We start from the raw sequence: 19,841 nt of genomic DNA, 5'->3' as shown, positions 1-19,841 counted from the left end.
GCCGACGATCGGTAGGGAAGGGGCGCCGTCCAGCTGTTCGAGACAGTCCAGGAAGGACCGTTCGTGCGCTACGAGATCCGAGTCGAGGGACACCTGTCGGAAACGATGGCCAAGGCGTTTCCGGAACTTGGTCATGTGGTGATGTCCGGCCAGACCATCCTGTTCGGACCGGTCGTGGACGAAGCGCACCTGTACGGGCTGCTGGCCCGCTGCCAGTCACTGGGACTGCGGGTATTGGAGATGCGCCCACTGCCGGAGTGACGGGGCCGGGGCGCCGTCCTCAGAGCCGCGCCGCCTTGATCCGGCCGCCGTTGTGGGCGGCTTTCAGCGCCGTGAAGTCACGCTCGTTCTGGTCGCCGTAGGACTGGGGGAACTCGGTGAGCGCGCGATGGCCCGCACCTCTCACGCGAATACCAGCAGCACCGTCAGCAGGCCGCCCAGGAGCAGAGCCGACGCTCCAGCCGTACGGTGCTCGTCCGGAGGCGGGAGGTAGTTCGCGGTCGACCAAGCCGACCGCGAGGAAAACGGTGCGGGCGACGGCGACGATCGCCGCCTACCGGCGAGGGCGGAGCCGCCGACGCGGCCGGCCCGGCCCGGGCGCGGTCCGTCCGGGCCGGGCTCGGGCCGTTCAGGCCGGCCAGAAGGTGTTGGCCGGGCGCCGGGGTCCTCCACCTCACCGCCGTGGCGGCGTCGATGGCTCACCCGTGGTGGGTGAGCCGGTCACCGAGCAGCAGCCTGACCCTGAAGCGGTCAGGCGCACGCACACTGCCCTCCCCCCGCCTCGTCAGCTCGCGGAGGCGACGGCTGATCACGTGAGGAGGAGCCATGTCCATGCCGCATGGCCCGGCATCACACGCCCGGCAGGAACACAGGCCCGACGGCGCGGCCCCCGATCCGATGGGCGACTCCGCGGACGTACTCGGGCGGCTCGGCCGTTCCTGGACCTGGATCTTGGGCGCGGCCCTGGCGACATTGGTGCCGGGCCTGCTGATACTCGTCTGGCCGGACGCGACCCTGCACGTCCTGGCGGTCCTCATCGGCCTGTACCTGTTGGTGACCGGGGCGTTCCGGTTCGTGGGCGTCTTCGCGCGGGCGACGGACGAACGGCTGCCGGGCCTGCTCCTGGCCGTGCTGTACGTCCTTGCCGGGGTGCTGTGCCTGCGGAACCCGCTGCAGACGATCGCCGCGCTGTCATTGATCACCGGGGGTGTCTGGCTCGTGTCCGGCATCCTCACCCTCTACACGGCCGTGGCCGTCCAGGACCTGCCGCACCGTGGCGTCGTCATGCTCGTCGGGGTGCTCGGGATCGTCGCGGGGATCGTGGTGCTCGCCCTGCCTGCCGAGTCGGCCCGCGCCCTGACGCGGCTGCTCGGCCTGTGGCTCGTCCTGCTCGGCCTCGCCGAGGCGCTGGTCGCTTTCGCGTGGCGGGCCGCGCTCGCAAAGACCTCGGCGGCAGGACCGCGCGCCCCCGCCGGGAGCGCCTGACACCTTGCCCGCCGCTCCGGCGGGCGTGACAGACGCACCGGCCCCGCACGGTCTTTCCCGCTGTGTCACCCCGAGCGGCGACGGTCGCGGCCGGGGCGGCGCACCCACGGAAAGGGAGCATCCATGAACCCGGCCGCCACCCCGGACCCGCCGGATCCCGGCGGAGCCTCCCACCAGGAACAGGTCATGAGCACCGAGGAACGAGCGGAATACGAGCGACTGCGCCGGCACGCGGCGACACGCCACCGGCGGTTGCGCCAGGTCGGCTCCGCGGTCCTGCTCCTGCTGGCCCTGCTGCTCGCGCCCCTGGCCGTCGCCGCGGCCTGGGTCCAGGACACGGTCTCCGACACCGACCGGTACGTCGAGACCGTCGCTCCGCTGGCGTCCGAGCCGGCCGTGCAGGAGGTCGTGATCAACAAGCTCACGAACCGCGTCGTCGACAACGTCGACGTCGCGGCGGTGACGGACTCGCTCAGCAAGGCGCTCCAGCAGTCCGGAGCGTCACCGCGCGTCGTGGCGGGCGCAGAATCCCTCGAAGGGCCGCTGCGCAGCGCGGTCAGAAGCGTCGTCGACCGCACCATCACCCGCGTGATCACCGGCGACGCCTTCCAGCAGGCGCGGGAGGGCGCCAACTGGCGCTCGCACACCGCGGTGGTGAACATGCTCACCGGCCAACGCGAAGGTGCCGTGCGCGCCGAGGGCGACACGGTCCAACTGGACGTGGGAGAGGTCATCAACGAAGTACGGGAGCGGCTCGTCGACGCGGGCTTCGACAAGGCAGCCGCCATCCCGGACACGGACCGGACCATCACGCTCTTCCAGGCCGAGGAACTGGGCAAAGCACAGGACACCATGCGGCTGCTGGACATCCTCGGTACCTGGCTGCCCGTCCTGACCCTCGCGCTCGCCGCGCTCGCCGTCTGGACCAATCCGGCACACCGGGTGATGGTGATGATCACCGCGATCGGTGCGGGCGTGATGATGGGGGTGCTGCTCGTCGCGCTCGTCGTCGCCAGAAGGGTCTACCTGGACTCGGTCCCGCCCACGGCACTCCCCACCGACGCGGCCGCGGCGATCTACGACACGTTCGTCCGCTTCCTGCGCGACAGCGCGCGCACCCTGCTGGTCCTGGCAGTGATTACGGCGCTGGCCGCCTATCTGTACGGTCCCGGACGCCCCGCCCGCGCCCTCCGCACGGTGACGGACCGGGGAACGGCGGCCGCCGGCCGGGGGCTGCGCCACGCCGGACTGCGCACCGGGGCCACCGGCCGCTGGCTGACAGACAACCGGGCATGGACCACCGGTGCCGTCATCGCGGCCGGAGCGCTCGCCCTGGTGCTCTGGAACCACCCCACGGTCGGGGGAGTGGTGCTCGTTCTCGGCATCGGCCTGGCCGTCCTGCTCATCCTGGCAATCCTCGCGGCGGCCGCCGGACCGGCCGGTCATGCGGGGGACCAGGCGGCGGAACGGGCGGCCCCGTGAGCCATGATCGGAAACCGGGGCCCGGGCAGACAACCCGCGGCCGCACGGTCGCGCGGGCCGCGGCTCGGCTGCTGGCCGGTCTGTCGGCACTCGATGTCGTGGAGGACTAGCCGGGAGCGAACGACTGCAGACTCTCTGCGGGCGGTTCTGGGAGTGCGGGGCGACACCCTCGACGAACTGCGAGATGTCTCTCCACGACTGGCACCACACGGAAGACCACCGGAGGCGCGGGTGTCATGGTGACGCCGGTGTCGACCACGGCGTTCAGCCGAGCGCTTCAGGCAGTGTGCGAGCGGTGCTGGCACCTGCCGCGTACCCCGGTGAACGCCGGTGTCGACCACGGCGTTCAGCCGAGCGCTTCAGGCAGTGTGCGAGCGGTGCTGGCACCTGCCGCGTACCCCGGTGCCTGCCGTCACCGGCATGGTGCTGTCCCTCTCGGCGACCCTGTTGTGGTGGTCCCAGCATTTGCTGCTGTGCGGCCGGATCGGCCGGTGGAGCCTGGTGCCGGGAGCGCTCCTGGCCGACACCGGTACGGTCGTGCTGAGCCGGGGCGCCCGCATTCTGGTGCCCGCAGCGATGGAGCGCAGCCCGGACGAGTTCGGCCCCCTGGGCCTGCGCACCCCGCGGCGGTGGGCACGTCGCCCCCTGACCGGGCCCCCGGAGCGCGTCAACCGGGGCTGCGGAGCTGCCGCAGGCTCACCCGCGTCGGGTGAGGCGCAGCGGTCCTTGTCCTGCGCACGCTGAACACAGCAGGCAACGGCGGCCGGGCGGACGCCCGGGACGGAGGAGAGACATGAGCGCGCAGACGTACCTGGCGTACGACTATCCCCTGCTGAGCGTTTTCTGGAGCATGCTCCTGTTCTTCCTGTGGATCATGTGGTTCGTCCTGCTCTTCCGGATCATCACCGACATCTTCCGTGACGACACCATGAGCGGCTGGGCGAAGGCCGGATGGCTGGTGCTCACCATCCTGCTGCCCTTCCTGGGCGTCTTCATCTACGTGATCGCCCGCGGCAAGAACATGGGCCGCCGCGAGGTGGCGCAAGCGCGTGCGCAGCAGGAGGAGTTCAACAGCTACATCAGGCAGACCTCGGCCGGCGGCCGGACCAGCAGCGTCGACGAACTCGCCAGGCTGTCCGAGATCCGCTCCCACGGCGACATCACGGACGAGGAGTTCCGCAGGGCGAAGGAACTGGTCCTCGCCGGCCACGGCCCGACGGAACCCGCGGGCTCCACCTCCCGGACCGCCCATCCCTGAGCATCCGGATCACACGAAACGAGGCTCAAGATGACCGCCACACACACCCGGCCGGCACGCACGGCGAAGCAGGAATGGGCAACCGGCCTGACAGCCTTCGCGGCCGTGATGCTTTTCCTCGTCGGCCTGCTCGACCTCTTCCGGGGCATCATGGCCATCGCCGAGGACGACATCTTCCTCACCACGCGCAATTACGTGTTCGAGTTCGACCTGACCGGCTGGGGCTGGATCCACCTCGCTCTGGGCGTGGTGGCCGTGCTCGTCAGCATCGGGCTGCTGCGGACCGCGACCTGGGCCCGCGTCCTCGGCGTGGCCATCGCCGGACTCGTCATCATCGCCAACTTCCTCTCCCTTCCGTACTACCCGGTGTGGTCGGTCGTGATGATCGCCATCTCGGCCTTCATCATCTGGGCGCTGTGCGTGGTCCAGCGCGGCAACCTCTACGACCTGTCAGAGGATCGCCCACTATAGGACGAGCTGCCGAACTGCCGTCCTGGTCGGTGAAAGCCCGGTGATGAGAGGACCCGCCTCTCGTGATCTTCGATACCCAGTCCGTGCGCGCGGCCGCGGGTGCCCCGAAGACCACGACGGGGCGGCACGCTGGCAAGAAGGCGTCGGGGCGCAAGCGCGGACTGGCCGTGGACGTCCTGGGACCGGTCATTGGTGTCGTGGTGCCGGCTGCATCCGCCCACGACAACACCCCTGGCACCGCCCTGCTCGACCAGGCCGCCGAACGGTGCGGAACGATATTCCACATATCATCCCTGCCTCTTTCGAGAAATTCCGTAGGCGGCCAGCCCGATGAAAGAAATCACGATGACAATCCACAACCAGGTGGGAAGCGCCGGTCCGGAGGCGCCGCGAGCCATCAGTTCAGTTGTCGCGCTGGTCATGCAACCTCCCGTCCTGCGACGAAATTTCTCCTTGTGATCCTCAACCCACCACGCCGGTCGCATAAAGCAGCCCGAGGACGGCCAGGACCGTCCCGATCAGGCGAAAGGCGAGCGCGTTGGACGTTTCGAATCGCCCGTTGGACCGGCCGCTGAGCGTGGATGCCATACGCGGTCCCTTGAATGCCGTGGCCAGTCCGAAGAGAGCGATGAGAGTACCCACGACAGCGGTCATGTCCGTTCTCCTATTCAGCAACGACGTTTGGCGTACATGATGCCGACGAAGATGACGGCCGCGACGAACAGTCCGACAGGCTCCGGCCCCCTTGGGGTTCAGGAGCGGGTCTTGCGGTGGGCGAGGAAGGCAAAGACCGCCAGAACCGCGCCGCATGCTGCGCCAACTGCTCCGAGCACGATCGGCACCGTGTCACCGGTGACAACCCCTGCCATGCACGCGAAGAGTCCTCCCAGGAGCGCAATCGCGGCAAAATTCCGCGTTCCCCTAATCGCATCATCCATCGACGTCCTCCTACGTCGCATCGCGCTCCAGTTCCTTTCTCAGCCGCTGCCGCAAGCGAATGGCGAGGAGAGCAAGGTAATGGCCGATTGACGCGAAGAAGAGTGGCGACTGCGACGGTGAAGACAACGTTGAGGAGTTTGGCAGCCCCCGCCACTTTGCGAGAAGACACATTCCTCATGGTCACTTCCCTGGTGCCAGCTCGTGATGTCCGGTCTCTCTTACCTGCTGCGGCTCCGCCAGACGACCGCACAGACGACGAACACGAGGACCACCACGACTCCGAAAACCCAACTGCTCCAAGGACCGCCCCCGGTGATAACGGCAGCGACACTGGTTCCCGTTTCCCTCATCTCAACTCCAGGTAGGAGAGCCGGGGTTGAGGCCTGTCACGTCGTGCCCTGATCCGCAGCGACAGCAGCCCGGTGGGGTCTCTGTTGCTGATGAAGACGCTGCCCGCGTACAGGTGGGGGTTGGTCTCCTGTCCCGACGGGGCGGGCTGGGTGAAGCGGCCGAGTTTGGGGTCGTAGGCGCAGATGCGGGTGCGCTTGCCCGCGTCGTCGACCGGGCCCAGGACGTTGCCGGCGGCGTCGGTGGGGTAGTAGTAGGACTTCGCCCCAGTCGTCATGGAATTCAATGTGCCCCTGGGTTCGCGGATGAATCCGGTGCTCACTCTTCCCCGCTCTCCCGCAACCGCACCTTCGGCGCCCACCTCGGCCGCGGCACGACCGCCGCCGAAGCCGCCACTGCCACCGGCTAGACAGTCGAGGGCGTCAAGTCCACCCAAGCCATCCTGGATCTGGCCCGGAGTCACGACGTCGAGATGCCCATCGCCGGTGTCGTTATCAACGGCCGGCCCGCCGCCCAGGACGCTGCCACTCGCTTCGTCGCGCGCACTCCCAAGCCTGAGCGCTATGACACCTGACTCAGCGAGATCAGTGTGCCGCCTCGACGCACACGCCTGACGGACTGCAGGAGCCAACACCAAATGCCGTAGGGGGCCGATGAGTTCGGGAAGCGCGGTCTGCATGCCCTGTTACCCTGCCTGCCCCAGCGCCTGGCCCACGACAAGTGCCTGCGGCCAGCCCTGCTCCTGGTCGAACGGGCGATCCGGTCCCGGGCCATGGAAACCGACTTGAGGAGACGAAGAGGCAACAACCTGTGTACTCGCAGGCCGCCACGTACGTGGAGCTGCGCAACGACAAGACCCTCAAGTGCCTGGCCATTCCCGGTTCCGACGACAGCTTCGGCGTCGCGGCCGTCCAGTGGACGTGCAACGACAACGACGATCAGCGCTGGGAGCTGCGTGACAAGGACCAGGGGGACAATGAGGTCTGGCTTGTCAACAAGGCAACCGGCAGATGCCTCGGCGCCGGCAACGCCGACCGCATCGCGACCTTCCAGTACTCCTGCGGTTCCGGCTCCGAATTCCTCTGGATCTACGACAGTATTGGCCGCCTGCGTCACCCGTACGGCGACTGGTGCCTCGCCGTTCCCAACTCCCAAACTGCCAGCGGCGTCCAGCCGATCCTGTGGACCTGCACCCTCAACCAGGACCAGCAGTGGAGCTGATCCGCCCTCAGACCACAGCTGTGCTCTCACCGCCGGCCACAGTTCCACCCGGACCTGCGGGTCGTCCAAAGAGCGGCTCAGGAGGGTTTCGACGCAGCGGATGAGGTAGCACAAGGTGTGGCGCTGGACACCGAAGTCGGCCGCCGCCGCGTCCTACTGGCCGTGGCGAGCGAGCCAGATGCGCAGGGAGACCACAGATCGCGCGGCCCCGTCGCGTCGTGCTCGTGGATGGTGTCCCGCTGGGGACACCGTTGGCGAATTCGGTCGTGGTCGCAAAATGACCTTGCGGGGCGGGATGATGGCCGGGAACGGCGTGAGGGCGCGAGCGTGGGGTGATCGGGGTGCCGCTGTCCACGTCTGCCGGGTGAGGGGCAGTGATCGGGCCGCTCTTCGCCGACAAGGACTTCGTGGATCTGTTCCCACACCGTGGTCAACTCGCCTGGCTACCCTGTCGGTTGGCGCTCGTGTCGGTGATGCAGTTCGTCCAGGGCCTGTCGGGCCGCTAGGAGCTGTCCGATGGGTGGTGTGAGCCGGGCAGGGCCGTGCCTTGGTGTGCGATGCTGAACGAAGGGGGCCGCTTGTCACGCGATACGGCTGAAGCAGAGGCGGGGATGAAGGGGATCACGTTCCCCGCCTGGCAGGGAAAGCACTACGTGACCCTGGCTGAACTCCTGGTTCGCCTCGGCAGCTTCGGCCTGGACCTGACATGGCGCGTCGAATTCGACGAGATCGTCGATCCTCGCTGTGCCGAGCTGGAGAGACTGTCTGCCATCGGCGGCATGGACACGTTGACGCTGTTGTCGCTGACGACCCCGTTCCTTCAGTTGATCGACGCCGAAGCACGCGGGTTCGCTGGGGACAAGGCGGAGGTCGTCCTGACCGAAGTAGACAGCTCGTTGTGGGACGTCCGGGCTCTCGACGAGCGCATAGTCACCGAGCTACGTCGTCACTACCCGGATGCATCAGACCTCTGAGCGGGGCGTTTCACTTCCTGCGGAGCCACAGACGGATCGAGACCACGGCCACCGTGTCCGAGAAGTTGGCATGAGTATGGCGCCGGCAACAGCGCCGACATCCGCCGTCTGATCGCCCGCGTCATGAACATTGCGCGGTCCGGTGAACGTGCCGGACCGCCGACATTCCTCGGCCATTGTGTTGCCGCCCCCTACTCCAGCTCGTGCCCGGCGCCACGATCCACGCACCTATGGAGCGCAGTGTTTGTGAGAGGGAGCCTGTACACAGGCCAGCCGGCGAAAGAGCTGGATGTGCCCCGGCACGCCTCTGGTGCTCAGCCCGGCAGAGCCCTGGTGAGCACGTGACGTACGGAATCCCCGGTGCCAGGGCGGAGTTCGCCGAGCCCATCCCAACCCCATGCCCGAAGGGCGGCCTGCGCCACCGTGTTGGCGGGGTCGACCAGGATGACCGCCAGTTCCGCGTGGCTGGCGGAGAGCAGCAGTTCCTGAAGGCGACCGCCGATCCCGCGGCGACGGTGCTCCGGCAGCACCATCAGCTCGGCTATGACGAACGCCTTGCCGGAGGCGGTGAGTTCCTCGACCGCGTCGGGAACGACGCCGACGAATCCCCGCCACCACGAGCCGTCACGGTGCAGCGGATAGCCATACGTCACCCCCGCGGGTTCGTCGTCATCGCCTTCCTCATCGTCAGCCGCCACCATGCCGAAGCCCTGACGTTGGACATCCTCCGCGAGTCTGGCCAGGAACCGTTCGCGATTGCGGTACTCCTCACCCGGGGGTTCCTCGTAGGCAGCCACGTACAGGTCCGCCAGCTTTTCCCGGTCACCGTCAGCCTGCCACCGGCTCAGCTTGCGGAAGAACACCTGCCCCATACCATTCCCCTCGCCCATGGCTCCCGGCAGTCAGACTGCCCCATCGCCGCTGATCCTATTCGGGGCGCCAGGCTCACCCGATGACCGTGCCCCTGCTTTACCCGCCGCAGCGAGGTATCTCCTTTCGAAGGCCGTCAGCCTGGCTCAACCTCTCATCGGCATCGTCATCAACGCCCTCGGCGAAGCCCGCGAACTCGAAGCAGCAACCCCCAGCCACAGGAACAAGCCGCTGCACCCGACGTCTGCACGAACGCGTCGCAACAGCTCGCCAGGCACTCGACGCGCCGACAGCCGAGCCGGCCACTCTGCCCACGCCCCGGCCCCGCGAATAGGCGGCCCCATCGCGGCACCATCGCGCAGCGCCTTGCCTCGAACCGGACGCTCAAGGATCGTGTCGCCGCAGCCGGCTGTCCACCGTGCACCGCCAGATCGACGATGCGCGCACCGGGGCGGCACCTCACCGCTGCCCGACCGACGTGAACGCGGCCTGGGCAGACGCTGTCTCGCACGCGCCGTGCCGGATGCCGGAGCGCTGCCGGTCAAACGGATCCTGCCAGGGGGTGCGGAGTCGTGATCATTCGCCAGGGCGAAGGCAGTGCGCGATCACCTGACGAGCCCGGCATCAGTGCGCTGCAAGCGCGGGGCCGGTGGCGAGTGGAGATCTGTCGGACGAGCAACGGGCCGTGCCAGAGCCACAGTTACCGAACGACAGGCAGCCTGGCCGCAGTTCGACCCACATGACTTCCTGGCTCGGCACGCCGTCGAGTGCGGCATCAATCGCCTCAAAAGGCGCCGCGCCGTGGCCACGAGGGACGGACTACCGGGAGCAGTCCGCTACGAGGCAACCGCCCTTGACGCGGCCATCAATGAATGGCTGTGACCAGCGTCATCGAGAGTGACCCAGTAGCGGCGCTTGACCCCGATTTCGGTGCTGCGCACATCTTCGAGGACGCCACCATTGCTTTCGATGGTGCGCGCGGAGCCGACGTTGCCATCGTCACAGGTGAGGAGGACCCGGTCCAGACCGAGCGCCGGTGCCTTGAGCAGAACCGCTCCCAGCGCCCACGTGGCCAGTCCGCGTCTCCTGGCAGAAGGCCGCACGCTGTAGCCGATGTGTCCGCCGCCTTCCAACAGAAGGGCGTTCAGATAGTGCCGAAGGTCGATGGCCCCGAGGTACGTCTCGCCGTCGACGATCCACCAGTGAGTGGCGTGGACGCGCCCTTCCCCGACAGGCAGCGACCGGTCCGATTGCTGCCGCAGTCGCTCGACCCATGAGGCGAACCCTTCCGGGCTGTCCAGATCATCGTCACCAACCAGCCGCAGGCCGGCCCCGTCCTGGTGAGCACCAGGCTGCCACTCGTCACGCGCCGTGAGCCACGAGGAATGCAGCCGTCCAGTGGGAGCGATCAGTTCAGCCATGCGAGGGACGATAACACCCGCACCCCCTATGTGATCAGGCACTTTATGTCAGATCGGAAGCCTGGCCCGTCGGGTGGAGTGCAGCGGGTAAGCCAGCTCGAGGCGAGATCGGCCCGTTTGGCCGCGATTGCTCGTGGGCGCTGGACGGGCTTTCGGCGGTGCCTCGTCTATCGGGTGCCGTCGGGGCTGCCCGCGAGGGAGCCGCCTGTCCAGAAGGGCAGTGCCTTTTGATCTTTGCTCAGTGACCGGCGTATGGCGTTGACCAACTGCACCTGTGCCTGGGCGGGCGCCCTGCTGGCCTGGGCGAACTCTTCCTGGCTCAGCGGATCACGTGCCGGGTCGCGTACCGGGTCACGCGCCACCTGGTCCAGGAAGGCGCCGATGGCCCTGCCGAAGTTGTCGATCTCCGCCGCGACGGCCGCGGGAGCGACCAAGCTGGCACGGGTCAGGGCCGCACTCCACTCGCTCCAGTCGTAGTCCCATCCCTGTCGATCGGCATGGGCGCGGCTGATGACCATCGTGAACTTGGCGTAGTGGCTGATCAGTTCCTGATCGGCGAGCAACTGCTTGTCCCGCAGCCACTGACGGTCCTGGGCCCGGTGCGTGACGATGCCCCCGACCAGGACCCCGATCGTGGCGGACAGCGCCCCCACGGCTGTGGTGACCAGTGTGTCCTGCCGCCTCGGACGGAGTCTCACAGGTGGCTGTGGGGTGGATAGGGGGATCGGGGGCGGTCACGTCATCCTTCGGAGGCGTGGTCACGAGGGTCGGCCTGGAAGCCAGCGATCAGGGTGTCGATGAGGAAGTGGAAACTCCGCGTGACGTCGCGGGCCATTTTGAAGCCGTCGGCGCCTTCAAGGGTGACGAACCCGTGAAGTGCTGATCGCATTGCCCGTGCGGAGTCGACTACGCGGGCGTCGGGCAGGCCGAAACCGGCGAGGACGTCGAGCAGAACCTGCACCGCCGCTTCGCTGACGCGGCGGTCCTCCTCGTCATCGGCCGCTGGAGCGGGGAGGGTGGCGGCGTAGCGGCCGGGATGCTCCAGGGCCCAGTGGCGGTAGCTGTCGGCGAACGCCCGGACCGCGTCAGGGCCGGAACGGCCGACGGACTCCCGGGCCAGCTGATGGGCGAATTCGCGCTTGGCCTGGACGGAGATGCCGTGCCGCAGTTCGTGCAGGGAGCCGACGTGCTTGTAGAGGGACGGTGGCCGTACGCCGAGCCTGTCGGCCAGCAGACCCATGGTCAGGCCCGCCAAACCGATCTCGTCGGCGAGCTCCGCTCCTGCCGCGACGACGGAGTTGGTATCGAGGCCCGCCCTAGGCACGGGCGTGTGCTTCCAGGAAGGCCAGCATCAGGGAAACCGTCTCCTCGGGGTACTGGTCGTGCGGGTAGTGGCCGGCTCCCTCGACCACCGCGAGCTCTCCGACACCGGCCGGCATGGCAGCCACGATCGCCTCGCCCTCGGCGCGCGGATCGACCCAGTCGGGGTCGAGCGAGCCCTGCACGATCAGGGCAGGGCACCGTACGTTGCCCAACTGGGCGCCGGCGTCGGTCGGCGCCGACTGCCCCATCTTCTGCAGCGCCCGCATCCGTCCGGGCTCGCCCAGCATCGCCTCGATGCGGGCAAGCCGGTCGGTCCAGTCGGCCGGCTTTCGCCCCGGGTAGGCATGGTCGAGATAGCGGGACCACAATTTCACGCTGCCGAACAGGCCGGCGCCGAGCAGCCGGAAGGCACCCTTGCGGTAGCTCTTCGAGCGGAAGTCGCCGAGCCTGATCGACTGCGCGCGCGTGAAGGGGCCCAGCTCGATGATGCCCCTGACCAGACCGGAATCCTGGGCGGCCGCGATGGTGGCGGCGCCGCCGGAGATCGAGTGGCCGACCAGGACGGCCGGGCCGCTGTCGATGTGGCGGATCACCGCGAGTAGATCGCCCGCGATGTCGGTGCGCGAGTAGGAAGGCCATTGCACGCTCGACTCGCCGCAGCCCCGCAGGTCGACCGCGGCCACCCGATACCCCGCCGCCACCAGACGCGGCAGGACGGACCTGTACGCCGCGCGGCTGTCCCCCATGCCGTGGGCCAGGACGATCAGCGGCCCTTCTCCGGCGACCTCGTAGGCGATGGTGCCGCCCGGGACGGAGACGAACTCAGCCATGACATCTCCTGCTCGTTTAAATGCAACAACGGTTAGCTAATCTGATTAGCTAAAAGCTAATGCCAATAGCCAAGAGGGTCAACCCCGGCCGGGTGCCAGGGGAGGGCGAGGGGGGAAGGTCCAGCTCAGTCCGGGGTGGAGCGGTGGGGGAATGGGCTGACGCGCGGCTCGGCCGGGTCCGCGTCGTCGTCATTCCGGTGCGGGAGAGGTACTGGTGTCGGTCGAGGCTTCCAGCGTGAACGGCCACGACGTGCTGGTCCGCGCCGGAGAGTTGAAAATCGTGTCGGGACGCCGCTTCCCGATCGGTGTGGGGCTGGACTTCGCGGGTGTCGTCGCCGCGACCGGCGCCGATGTCAAGGACTACCGGGTCGGGGAGCGGGTGTGGGGCATGGTGCATCCCCGGCAGCGGCACACCACCGGTGGGGCGGCCGAGTACGTGGTGGTCCCTGCGGACCGCATCGTGCCCGCCCCGGCGAGCATCTCGCCGGTTGACGCGGCCTCCCTGGTCGTCGCGGGCGCGACGGCGCTGATCGCGCTGCGGGACACCGTGCACGTCGTGAGCGGGGAGCGGGTCCTGGTCCGGGGCGCGGCGGGCGGAGTCGGCACAGCCGCCGTGCAACTGGCACACGCGCTGGGCTGCCACGTCACCGCGCTGGCCCGCGACCGCCACGCCCAAGTGCTCACCGACCTCGGTGCCGACGAGGTCCTCGACTACGGCTCCACCACCTCGGACCAGATCGGACCCTTCGACGTCATCGTCGACACGGTCGGCTCAGAACTGAAGTGCTACCGACGCCGGTTGACCAAGGGCGGCCGGATGGTCACCGTCGGGCTGTCGGCCGGCGCCCTGGCCGCGATCGCGGCGTCGAGCGTGTACGGTGCCCGCCGCATCCGCACCTTCAGCGCCAATCCCGAGACCGCCATGCTGCGTGATCTGGCGGATCACGTCACTTCTGGAGCACTGCGCCCGGTGGTCGACAGCGTGTACTCGCTCGCAGACATCGCCGCGGCGCATCAGTCATTCGAGCGCGGCGGCGGCGTGGGCAAGCACGTGGTTGAGGTGTCCGCGTAGCTCCGTCGTTCTCCTGGGAGCATCCGGTTCGATGGGCGATCGGGTATCTCGTGATGCTGACGGTTGGTTGTCCGGGGATGAGGCAAAGGCAGGCACGGCTGCCGGGCGGTTGGCATTCTCGGCTCGCAGTGGGCCGCGTCCTGTACCACCGCCATCTACCAGGCCCTCGGTGACGGCAATGTGACCTGACCGGCCCACCGTCGGCGTTGCGAGCACGAACCGTCTTGTACCGACTGGTGGCTGGCGTCCTCCGCTTTGTGATGGTGCTGCCCTGAGAATGCCTGTGTCGCAGTGGGATGCCGGAGCAGGTGTGGCATACAAGGAGGTGTCCTCGGTTGCCCAGGAATGGCTGCAGCAGGCCGCCGGATCGGGCCGGGCACGCCGGCCCAGCCGTTTGTCGACGCGCTGAGCTTGTTCTGTGTCTTCGAGAGTGTCCTGTGCCGTCGAGGGCTGAGCGGCGTGTGATCGGATCCTGAGCTTTCGTGCTTCCTCGGGCCGCGCTACGCGTGCCGGACGACCTGATAGTTCGTCTGGGAGACGGGCGCCGGGTGCGGGGCCTTGTTCCAGCCGATTTCCTCGGCGCGCTTCTCGATTGCCTTGTGTGCGGCGTGAGCTGCGGCTTCGTCCTCGAAGAAGGCGACGGACAGTCCGTTGCCAGTCGCGGGATCGACAAGGTGATACGCGCCATGGACGCCGGGCACGGCGGCTGCAGCATCCAGCACCCAGTCCCGGTCGTCAGTCGGCATCGGTTCCCACACGGCCACCCTCGCGATCATCGCTGCCTCCGTCTCGCTGGTCGGGGCCTCCAGAATGGAGCAACCTGCGTGAGAATGCTCAATCGCTGTCATCGGGGAGATGCCCCGCTCGTACCGGGACCGCTGGACCCCGGGGTAGGGGGTCAGCTTCCCCAGCTCGACGAGGGTGAGGCCCTGGGCCTGCCGTACCAGTTCCCCGGGCTTCACATCGGCCCCAAGGAGAGCTCGCGCAGCGTCTCCGGGATTTCCGGGAGCCCCTACGACGACGCAACGTGTATTCCCACCCCCGCCCGGCACGCGCTCCCACCTCCGCCGCGACGGAGACCCCCAGGAAGAGGCAGTTCCAGGCACGGGTGAGGTTGAGGGCGTTGGAGCTCCTCGTGGATCAGGCTCAGAGACCGGTGACCTTGCCGCTCGCCGAGAGTTCGTAGACGAGGGTGACGGTGCGGCGCCCGTTCGGCGGCAGGGCTACGTCCCAGCGGGCGATGCCCTCGGCGTCGACCGTGTCGGGGGCGGGGGAACAGGCCTCCTTGCGCAGCCTCACTTCCACCGCGGAGACCTCGGAGACCGGGATGCGTTCCCGCAGTGCCACCACCTGCTCGCCTTGTTCCCCGGGGGCGGAGAAACGGGACAGGTGCAGGCGCACCGTGCGAGTGACGGTGGTGCGCTGGGTCATGGTTGTGGTGTCGCGGTACTCCTCCGTGTCGCGGAGCACTCGATAGTCGTCGTGGCTGCCGAAAGCGAGCTCGAGGGGTGCGCCGGGAGCGGTGAAGTCGAGCGTTGCGCGGCCGCCGAACCCGCCGACGCCGACGAGGTCCACCGGGCCTGCCAGGAGCGCGTGACCGGTCGGGTTGTCGCAGCGCACCACATGGGCGACGAGGGGGGACAGCTCCGGGGAGCAGGTGTATTCGCTGCTGACGGCCGTGGTGGTCGTGGAGAGAGGCACCCGGTGGGCGTGGCCGTCCGCGGGGACGGAGACGGGGGCGGGGGAGCGCAGGACCCGCGTGCTGCCGCCGTCGTCCACTCCGGGCAGGCCGAGCACCGGCGCCGGGCCCAGCTCCGCGATCTCCTCGTCGCGCAGTTCGACGGCGACCGTGCGGCGCTCCTCGGGGGAGCGGTCCGTGAGCGTCAGGCGGTCTTCGTCGAGACGGGGTGGTTCGGTGGACAGTGCCGTGCGGGCCGTCGACAGGGTCAGGCGTACGTCGGACCAGTCCTCGCCGGTGCGCTGCCAGACCATCGCGTCGCTTTCCAGGGTGAGCGAGTCCCCGTCGAGCACGGCCCGGTAGGCGGGGCGCCACAGCGCACACGCGGTGAGGTGGGTCAGCCGCAGCCGGGCAGGGCCGGCGACGGCGGCTTCCACGGTCAGTTCGACGTGACCGACCAGTTCGGTGGGACGCTGTTCGGAGAGCTCGACGGCGCGTTCGGCCGCTTGGAGTTCGGTGGTGAGGACCTTGAGCCGGGCCTCGGTAGCCCGTAGGTGTTCGCCGTGGGCGTCGCGCTCCTCGTCGACCCGGTCCAGTTCGGCGCTCCAGCGTGCGGTGTCGGTCTCTCCGTGTCCGGTGCCTTCACCGATCTCCCGCAGCAGGTCTGTGGTGAGGCGGCCGAGGAGGTCGAGGCGGGCGCGCAGTCGGTCACGTCGCCGTTCCAGCGCGGTCTGTTCTTCTGTGATGTCGTGGACGCGCAGGCGCAGAGCCGAGTCGTCGGCGCCGGGCAACGGCTCTCGCGGCGTCCATGTGCGGACGATCCTGGCGTCGAGGACGGTCGCCCGGTGGTCGCCGGTCAGCTCGGCGTGGAGGGTGCGGTCGACCGCCAGGGCGCTGATCGGCCCGAGGCGCAGTCGCTGGACGCCGGCCCGCAGGTCGAGCGTGGCGGATCGCTCGATCTGGGCGCGGTCTTCCAGACAGGTGACGGCGGTGACGGGAAGGGGGATCGGCTCGAGGTCCGTGGACATGATCTGTCAGCTCCTGCGGTTGCCGCCGACCAGGGCCTTCGCGGCCGGGATGCGGATCTCGTAGCCGCCGTGGCGGGCGGCGGTGGCTCCGGCGGGCAGGTCTACGCGCCACACGCGGGTGCCCGGGCCGAGGTGATCGGGCCCCTCGTCGTCCGGGGGAACCGCCCAGTCGGCCCGTTCCTCGATCCGTACGTCGGCTTCGGAGGTGACCGGTACTTGTTCGCGGACCTCGACGGTGACGGGTCTGGTGAGACGGTTGGCCAGCTCCACGTGGACGCCGTGGTCGAGCACGGTGATGTTGTTGCGCAGCCCTGCCGTCGACTCCTGCAGGCTCGTGCGCCGGGTGACCTGGATGCCTTCCGCCGGTCCGAGCCCCATCCGGCGGACGCCGCCCGGGGCGAGGGTGGGCAGGGCGGCGGTCAGAACGAAGTCGTCGTCGACGCCGACCTCCACGGGACCGGCGAGCAGAGCCTGGTCGGTCGCGTTCGACAGCACCAGGGTCTGGTACACCCGCTGCTCCACCGACGGCACACAGACGTACTCGGTGCGCAGACCGACCGGGATCTCGGTCACGGTGACGGTGTGCCAGGTGCCGTCCGAGGGAATGTCGGCGCGGGCGACGGCGTCGTAGCGGTGGTCGAAGGATCCCGCTGATGCACGGGGCCGCGCGGCGTGGCCGGGCAGGGGCAGTGCGGCCACCGCTTCGGCCCGTCGGCGGTGTTCGACCGCGACCGGGTCGAAGGCTGCGGAGGGGAACAGCCGGCCCCTGCGGCCGGCGGGCTCGTCGGGACCGTTGAGGACGAGCGCGGCGTAGTCGAGTTCGGCGCCGCTGGGTTGCGGAGGACCGGCTGCCGGCGCGGGTGGGAGGGGACCCGACGGTGCTGCCCGTCGTGCGGCCGGAGCAGCTGCGGGTGCGCTGCCGCGCGGAGGTCTGCCGGGGCGGGGCCGTTCCGCTGGTGCGAAGGCGGGCATCGCGTCGGCTTGTGCGAAGACGGGCATCGCTTCCAGGCCGCCAGGGGCCGCGGGCGCGGGTGGTGGGCCGCCGTAGGCCGGTGCGGCCGGGGGCAGGGGGACGGGAGGAGGAGGTACGGGGGCGCCGGTGGCGGGCGGGGGAGCGGACCCCACGGCTACTGGTAGGGCGGTCGGAGTCTGGCGTGGGCCCGCCGCGTCGTAGGGGGTGAAGAGGTCGGCGAGACCGGCCGGGGGTTCACGCCACCCGGCCGGTTCGGGGGCGGGCTGACGGCGTCCGATCCGCAGCGAGCGCAGCCGCGGCACCTCCGTGCGGCGCTTGAGGTCGGCGGTGGCCAGGGCGATGCGCACCCCGGTCCAGTCCTCGCCGGTGCGTTGGGCCACGGAGGCGCGCAGTACGAGGGCGCCGCTGCCGTCACCCTGACGGTAGGAAAGCCGGTAGGCCGGTACCCACACGGCGCCCGGGACCGCGTACTCGATCTCCAGCTGCACCTCGCCGGTTCCGTCGAGGCTCAGGGCCGCGCAGACCGTGGTCTGCAGCTGTGCTGACGGTGTGTCGGTGGAGGACCGGTTCCAGCGGTCCTCGGCGATGGCGAGATCGTGCTCGAGGCGGAGCAGCTCCTCCTCCTGTGCGGCGAGGCGGTCGTGCAGGCCCGTCAGCCGCTCATCGACGAAGTCCGCGAGCGTCAGCCAAGCCTCGGCAGGGGTGCGGCGGTGCGGATCCTCACGCTTTCGGGCCGGGGGGACAGGGTGGAGATCGGTCATCTCCTTGATCCGCTGGAGGAGCCGGTCGCGCCGTCCGCGGGCCGCGGCGCACGCGTCGTGAACCTGTTTCATGGTCTGCCGCAAGCCGTCCGAGGGCCCCGGACCGGTCGGCTCGGCGCTCACCTCCACGCGCACCTCGGTGACCTGTGCACCGGAGTCGCCCACGACGCGGGCGCGGACCGAGCCGGCGTCCAGGGAGCGGGGCAGTCCCGTCACCAGCACCCGGCCGCCGGACGGCACCGTGCCCCGCGCCAGACGGCTGCACAGTGCACCTTGCGCGTAGACCACGACCTTGTCGAGGGCCGACGCCCACCGTGGTGCCTCTTCCGACTTCATGCAGTTAACCCCCGTCGTGTCCGTGCGAGGGAAGCCTACTGACTTCCTCGGGGCGTTGTCGGGGGTGGTGACGGGTGGTGATCCCCGCGATAGGCCGGTGTAAGGCGGTACGCGGAGGGTGGCAGGCTGCTCCGAGAGGCGGCGGCTTCGTGAGCGGATCCAGTAAATGGCAGGTGATCAGTTCGGCCGCCATCACCTAGGCCGGCGCGGCTCCCGGGCGAAGGCCTGGGTCCGCGCCGGTCCCGGCGCCTCAGTCGAGGCGGCGGTGGTCCTCCTCGTCCCACTTGCGGGTGTCCCGCGGCTGCACGTAGGGCTCCTGTCCGGCCGGATGGCCGCCTGCGACGGCCCGCTGGCGGTGCATTTCGGCGTCGAGCTCCAGGCCGAGCAGGATCGCCAGGTTGGTGATCCACAGCCACACCAGAAAAATGATCACGCCGGCGAAGGTGCCGTAGGTCTTGTTGTAGGAGGCGAAGCTCGCCACGTACAGGGCGAACCCGGCCGAGGCGATCATCCAGATCACCAGGGCCAGGAAACTGCCCGGCGTGATCCAGCGGAAGCCGCGCGCCCGCGCGTTCGGCGTCGCCCAGTACAGGATCGCGATCATGACTGTGACCAGGAGGATCAGCACCGGCCACTTCGCGATCGACCACACTGTCAAGAACGTGTCGCCGACCCCGAGGGCGGTGCCCACCTGGCGGGCCAGGCCGCCGGTGAACACGACGATCACCGCACTGATCACCGCGAGGACCATCAGGACCACCGTCACGCCGACGCGCACGGGCAGAACCTTCCACACCGGGCGGCCTTCCGGGATGTCGTAGACGGCGTTCGCGCTGCGGATGAACGCCGCGACATAGCCCGACGCCGACCACACCGCGAGCACCAGACCCACGATCGCCATGATCGAACCGATCCCGGCGTTGCCCTGCATCTGCCTGACGGCGCTGCTGAGGACGTCTCGCGCCGCTCCCGGGGCGAGCTTTTGGATGTTGTCCAGCACCTGCTGCGTCGCCGACTGCCCGACGATTCCCAGCAGCGAGATCAGCGCCAGCAGCGCCGGGAACAGCGCCAGGATCCCGTAGTAGGTCAGGGCCGCCGCCCGGTCGGTCAGCTCATCCTTCTTGAACTCCTTCACGGTGCCCTTCAGCACCGCCCCCCAGGAGTGCTTGGACAGATCCGTCGGAGTATCCGGCGCCTGCCGCTCCACCTGCGCATCCGGCCCGGCCTCAGGCACCCGCCCGGTCCCGGCCTCCTGGCCGGTCACCGCGTGCCCGCCGTGCCTTCCATGCCGTTTCACAGTCCGCACCATGGCGTACGGGTAGCCGGGGTTCGCATGCCTCACACACGCATTCGCAACAAACCGCAATATTT

At 69.1% G+C, this 19,841-nt stretch carries 22 protein-coding genes and 2 pseudogenes; 10 read left to right on the top strand and 14 right to left on the bottom strand.

The annotated features are described in order from the left end of the window. Positions 1–63 precede the first annotated feature (63 nt). Positions 64–261, top strand: a complete 198-nt coding sequence (locus tag QF037_RS03630; protein ID WP_307021709.1) for a hypothetical protein — start codon at positions 64–66, stop codon at positions 259–261. A gap of 19 nt (positions 262–280) precedes the next feature. Here the strand turns inward: QF037_RS03630 and QF037_RS03625 are convergent, their stop codons facing one another. After that, positions 281–406 carry a hypothetical protein gene (locus QF037_RS03625; protein ID WP_307021707.1) on the bottom strand — a complete coding sequence of 42 codons (126 nt, stop codon included), beginning with the start codon at positions 404–406 and terminating at the stop codon, positions 281–283. A gap of 419 nt (positions 407–825) precedes the next feature. Between QF037_RS03625 and QF037_RS03620 the strand changes: the two genes are divergently transcribed. From QF037_RS03620 to QF037_RS03595, 6 genes and pseudogenes are all read left to right on the top strand, one after another. Further along, positions 826–1,485: an HdeD family acid-resistance protein gene (locus QF037_RS03620; RefSeq protein WP_307021705.1), complete on the top strand. Its 660-nt coding sequence runs from the start codon at positions 826–828 to the stop codon at positions 1,483–1,485. Positions 1,486–1,608: 123 nt separating this feature from the next. Beyond that, positions 1,609–2,967 (top strand): hypothetical protein, encoded by a 1,359-nt coding sequence (locus QF037_RS03615; protein WP_307021703.1) that lies wholly within the window; start codon positions 1,609–1,611, stop codon positions 2,965–2,967. Between the two features lie 402 nt (positions 2,968–3,369). Beyond that, positions 3,370–3,711: a hypothetical protein gene (locus QF037_RS03610; RefSeq protein ID WP_307021697.1), complete on the top strand. Its 342-nt coding sequence runs from the start codon at positions 3,370–3,372 to the stop codon at positions 3,709–3,711. Positions 3,712–3,760: 49 nt separating this feature from the next. Beyond that, positions 3,761–4,225 carry an SHOCT domain-containing protein gene (locus tag QF037_RS03605; protein ID WP_307021695.1) on the top strand — a complete coding sequence of 155 codons (465 nt, stop codon included), beginning with the start codon at positions 3,761–3,763 and terminating at the stop codon, positions 4,223–4,225. 30 nt (positions 4,226–4,255) lie between these two features. Further along, positions 4,256–4,696 carry a DUF7144 family membrane protein gene (locus tag QF037_RS03600; protein WP_307021694.1) on the top strand — a complete coding sequence of 147 codons (441 nt, stop codon included), beginning with the start codon at positions 4,256–4,258 and terminating at the stop codon, positions 4,694–4,696. Positions 4,697–4,743: 47 nt separating this feature from the next. Continuing rightward, positions 4,744–4,965 (top strand): annotated as a pseudogene (locus QF037_RS03595) (transposase); the annotation flags it as partial. Positions 4,966–4,983: 18 nt separating this feature from the next. Here QF037_RS03595 and QF037_RS03590 read toward each other — a convergent pair. The 3 genes from QF037_RS03590 to QF037_RS03580 all read right to left on the bottom strand — a co-directional run bounded on the left by QF037_RS03590 (position 4,984) and on the right by QF037_RS03580 (position 6,260). After that, on the bottom strand, positions 4,984–5,118 hold the full coding sequence (locus tag QF037_RS03590; RefSeq protein ID WP_307021692.1) for a hypothetical protein: 135 nt from the start codon (positions 5,116–5,118) through the stop codon (positions 4,984–4,986). 40 nt (positions 5,119–5,158) lie between these two features. Continuing rightward, positions 5,159–5,350 (bottom strand): hypothetical protein, encoded by a 192-nt coding sequence (locus QF037_RS03585; protein ID WP_307021690.1) that lies wholly within the window; start codon positions 5,348–5,350, stop codon positions 5,159–5,161. 631 nt (positions 5,351–5,981) lie between these two features. Continuing rightward, positions 5,982–6,260 (bottom strand): hypothetical protein, encoded by a 279-nt coding sequence (locus QF037_RS03580; RefSeq protein WP_373463659.1) that lies wholly within the window; start codon positions 6,258–6,260, stop codon positions 5,982–5,984. 533 nt (positions 6,261–6,793) lie between these two features. On the opposite strand from QF037_RS03580, the gene QF037_RS03570 reads away from it, so the two are divergent. Further along, positions 6,794–7,204: an RICIN domain-containing protein gene (locus QF037_RS03570; RefSeq protein ID WP_307021688.1), complete on the top strand. Its 411-nt coding sequence runs from the start codon at positions 6,794–6,796 to the stop codon at positions 7,202–7,204. Between the two features lie 21 nt (positions 7,205–7,225). Here the strand turns inward: QF037_RS03570 and QF037_RS03565 are convergent. Next, positions 7,226–7,434 (bottom strand): annotated as a pseudogene (locus QF037_RS03565) (helix-turn-helix domain-containing protein); the annotation flags it as partial. Positions 7,435–7,761: 327 nt separating this feature from the next. Between QF037_RS03565 and QF037_RS03560 the strand changes: the two are divergent. Further along, complete coding sequence (locus QF037_RS03560) at positions 7,762–8,178, top strand: hypothetical protein (RefSeq protein WP_307021686.1); 417 nt, start codon at positions 7,762–7,764, stop codon at positions 8,176–8,178. A 314-nt stretch (positions 8,179–8,492) separates the two neighbouring features. Here QF037_RS03560 and QF037_RS03555 read toward each other — a convergent pair whose 3' ends face one another. From QF037_RS03555 to QF037_RS03535, 5 genes are all read right to left on the bottom strand, one after another. Further along, positions 8,493–9,050: a GNAT family N-acetyltransferase gene (locus QF037_RS03555; protein ID WP_307021684.1), complete on the bottom strand. Its 558-nt coding sequence runs from the start codon at positions 9,048–9,050 to the stop codon at positions 8,493–8,495. Between the two features lie 834 nt (positions 9,051–9,884). Continuing rightward, complete coding sequence (locus QF037_RS03550) at positions 9,885–10,469, bottom strand: GNAT family N-acetyltransferase (protein ID WP_307021682.1); 585 nt, start codon at positions 10,467–10,469, stop codon at positions 9,885–9,887. Between the two features lie 167 nt (positions 10,470–10,636). Continuing rightward, positions 10,637–11,167: a hypothetical protein gene (locus QF037_RS03545; RefSeq protein WP_307021680.1), complete on the bottom strand. Its 531-nt coding sequence runs from the start codon at positions 11,165–11,167 to the stop codon at positions 10,637–10,639. Positions 11,168–11,208: 41 nt separating this feature from the next. After that, entirely contained in the window at positions 11,209–11,793 is a 585-nt protein-coding gene (locus tag QF037_RS03540) for a TetR/AcrR family transcriptional regulator (protein WP_307021678.1), read from the bottom strand. After that, complete coding sequence (locus tag QF037_RS03535) at positions 11,786–12,622, bottom strand: alpha/beta fold hydrolase (RefSeq protein WP_307021677.1); 837 nt, start codon at positions 12,620–12,622, stop codon at positions 11,786–11,788. Before QF037_RS03535 ends, QF037_RS03540 begins: the two co-directional genes overlap by 8 nt. A gap of 235 nt (positions 12,623–12,857) precedes the next feature. Between QF037_RS03535 and QF037_RS03530 the strand changes: the two genes are divergently transcribed. Beyond that, positions 12,858–13,694 (top strand): NAD(P)-dependent alcohol dehydrogenase, encoded by an 837-nt coding sequence (locus QF037_RS03530; protein WP_307021675.1) that lies wholly within the window; start codon positions 12,858–12,860, stop codon positions 13,692–13,694. A gap of 500 nt (positions 13,695–14,194) precedes the next feature. Here QF037_RS03530 and QF037_RS03525 read toward each other — a convergent pair whose 3' ends face one another. The 4 genes from QF037_RS03525 to QF037_RS03510 all read right to left on the bottom strand — a co-directional run bounded on the left by QF037_RS03525 (position 14,195) and on the right by QF037_RS03510 (position 19,779). After that, the gene (locus QF037_RS03525; protein ID WP_307021673.1) at positions 14,195–14,470 is read right to left on the bottom strand and encodes a hypothetical protein; all 276 of its coding nucleotides are present in this window, start codon (positions 14,468–14,470) and stop codon (positions 14,195–14,197) included. 370 nt (positions 14,471–14,840) lie between these two features. Further along, positions 14,841–16,400 (bottom strand): mucoidy inhibitor MuiA family protein, encoded by a 1,560-nt coding sequence (locus QF037_RS03520; protein ID WP_307021671.1) that lies wholly within the window; start codon positions 16,398–16,400, stop codon positions 14,841–14,843. 6 nt (positions 16,401–16,406) lie between these two features. Next, complete coding sequence (locus tag QF037_RS03515; RefSeq protein ID WP_307021669.1) at positions 16,407–18,470, bottom strand: DUF4139 domain-containing protein; 2,064 nt, start codon at positions 18,468–18,470, stop codon at positions 16,407–16,409. 250 nt (positions 18,471–18,720) lie between these two features. Continuing rightward, positions 18,721–19,779 carry a YihY/virulence factor BrkB family protein gene (locus QF037_RS03510; protein WP_307036963.1) on the bottom strand — a complete coding sequence of 353 codons (1,059 nt, stop codon included), beginning with the start codon at positions 19,777–19,779 and terminating at the stop codon, positions 18,721–18,723. Between the last annotated feature and the right edge of the window lie 62 nt (positions 19,780–19,841).

It is taken from the genome of Streptomyces canus (assembly GCF_030815415.1).
GTDB lineage: Bacteria > Actinomycetota > Actinomycetes > Streptomycetales > Streptomycetaceae > Streptomyces > Streptomyces canus_F.
Note: the sequence above shows the minus strand (reverse complement) of the source record. Positions and strands in the feature narration are given on the sequence as shown.

Bases quoted from the DNA above. Each gene is read 5' to 3' on its own strand.
- QF037_RS03590 (WP_307021692.1), bottom strand. From the start codon at position 5,118: ATGACCAGCGCGACAACTGAACTGATGGCTCGCGGCGCCTCCGGACCG.
- QF037_RS03560 (WP_307021686.1), top strand. From the start codon at position 7,762: ATGCTGAACGAAGGGGGCCGCTTGTCACGCGATACGGCTGAAGCAGAG.
- QF037_RS03605 (WP_307021695.1), top strand. From the start codon at position 3,761: ATGAGCGCGCAGACGTACCTGGCGTACGACTATCCCCTGCTGAGCGTT.
- QF037_RS03510 (WP_307036963.1), bottom strand. From the start codon at position 19,779: ATGGTGCGGACTGTGAAACGGCATGGAAGGCACGGCGGGCACGCGGTG.
- QF037_RS03525 (WP_307021673.1), bottom strand. From the start codon at position 14,470: ATGATCGCGAGGGTGGCCGTGTGGGAACCGATGCCGACTGACGACCGG.
- QF037_RS03555 (WP_307021684.1), bottom strand. From the start codon at position 9,050: ATGGGGCAGGTGTTCTTCCGCAAGCTGAGCCGGTGGCAGGCTGACGGT.
- QF037_RS03550 (WP_307021682.1), bottom strand. From the start codon at position 10,469: ATGGCTGAACTGATCGCTCCCACTGGACGGCTGCATTCCTCGTGGCTC.
- QF037_RS03615 (WP_307021703.1), top strand. From the start codon at position 1,609: ATGAACCCGGCCGCCACCCCGGACCCGCCGGATCCCGGCGGAGCCTCC.
- QF037_RS03620 (WP_307021705.1), top strand. From the start codon at position 826: ATGTCCATGCCGCATGGCCCGGCATCACACGCCCGGCAGGAACACAGG.
- QF037_RS03585 (WP_307021690.1), bottom strand. From the start codon at position 5,350: ATGACCGCTGTCGTGGGTACTCTCATCGCTCTCTTCGGACTGGCCACG.
- QF037_RS03580 (WP_373463659.1), bottom strand. From the start codon at position 6,260: ATGACGACTGGGGCGAAGTCCTACTACTACCCCACCGACGCCGCCGGC.
- QF037_RS03515 (WP_307021669.1), bottom strand. From the start codon at position 18,470: ATGAAGTCGGAAGAGGCACCACGGTGGGCGTCGGCCCTCGACAAGGTC.
- QF037_RS03535 (WP_307021677.1), bottom strand. From the start codon at position 12,622: ATGGCTGAGTTCGTCTCCGTCCCGGGCGGCACCATCGCCTACGAGGTC.
- QF037_RS03600 (WP_307021694.1), top strand. From the start codon at position 4,256: ATGACCGCCACACACACCCGGCCGGCACGCACGGCGAAGCAGGAATGG.
- QF037_RS03520 (WP_307021671.1), bottom strand. From the start codon at position 16,400: ATGTCCACGGACCTCGAGCCGATCCCCCTTCCCGTCACCGCCGTCACC.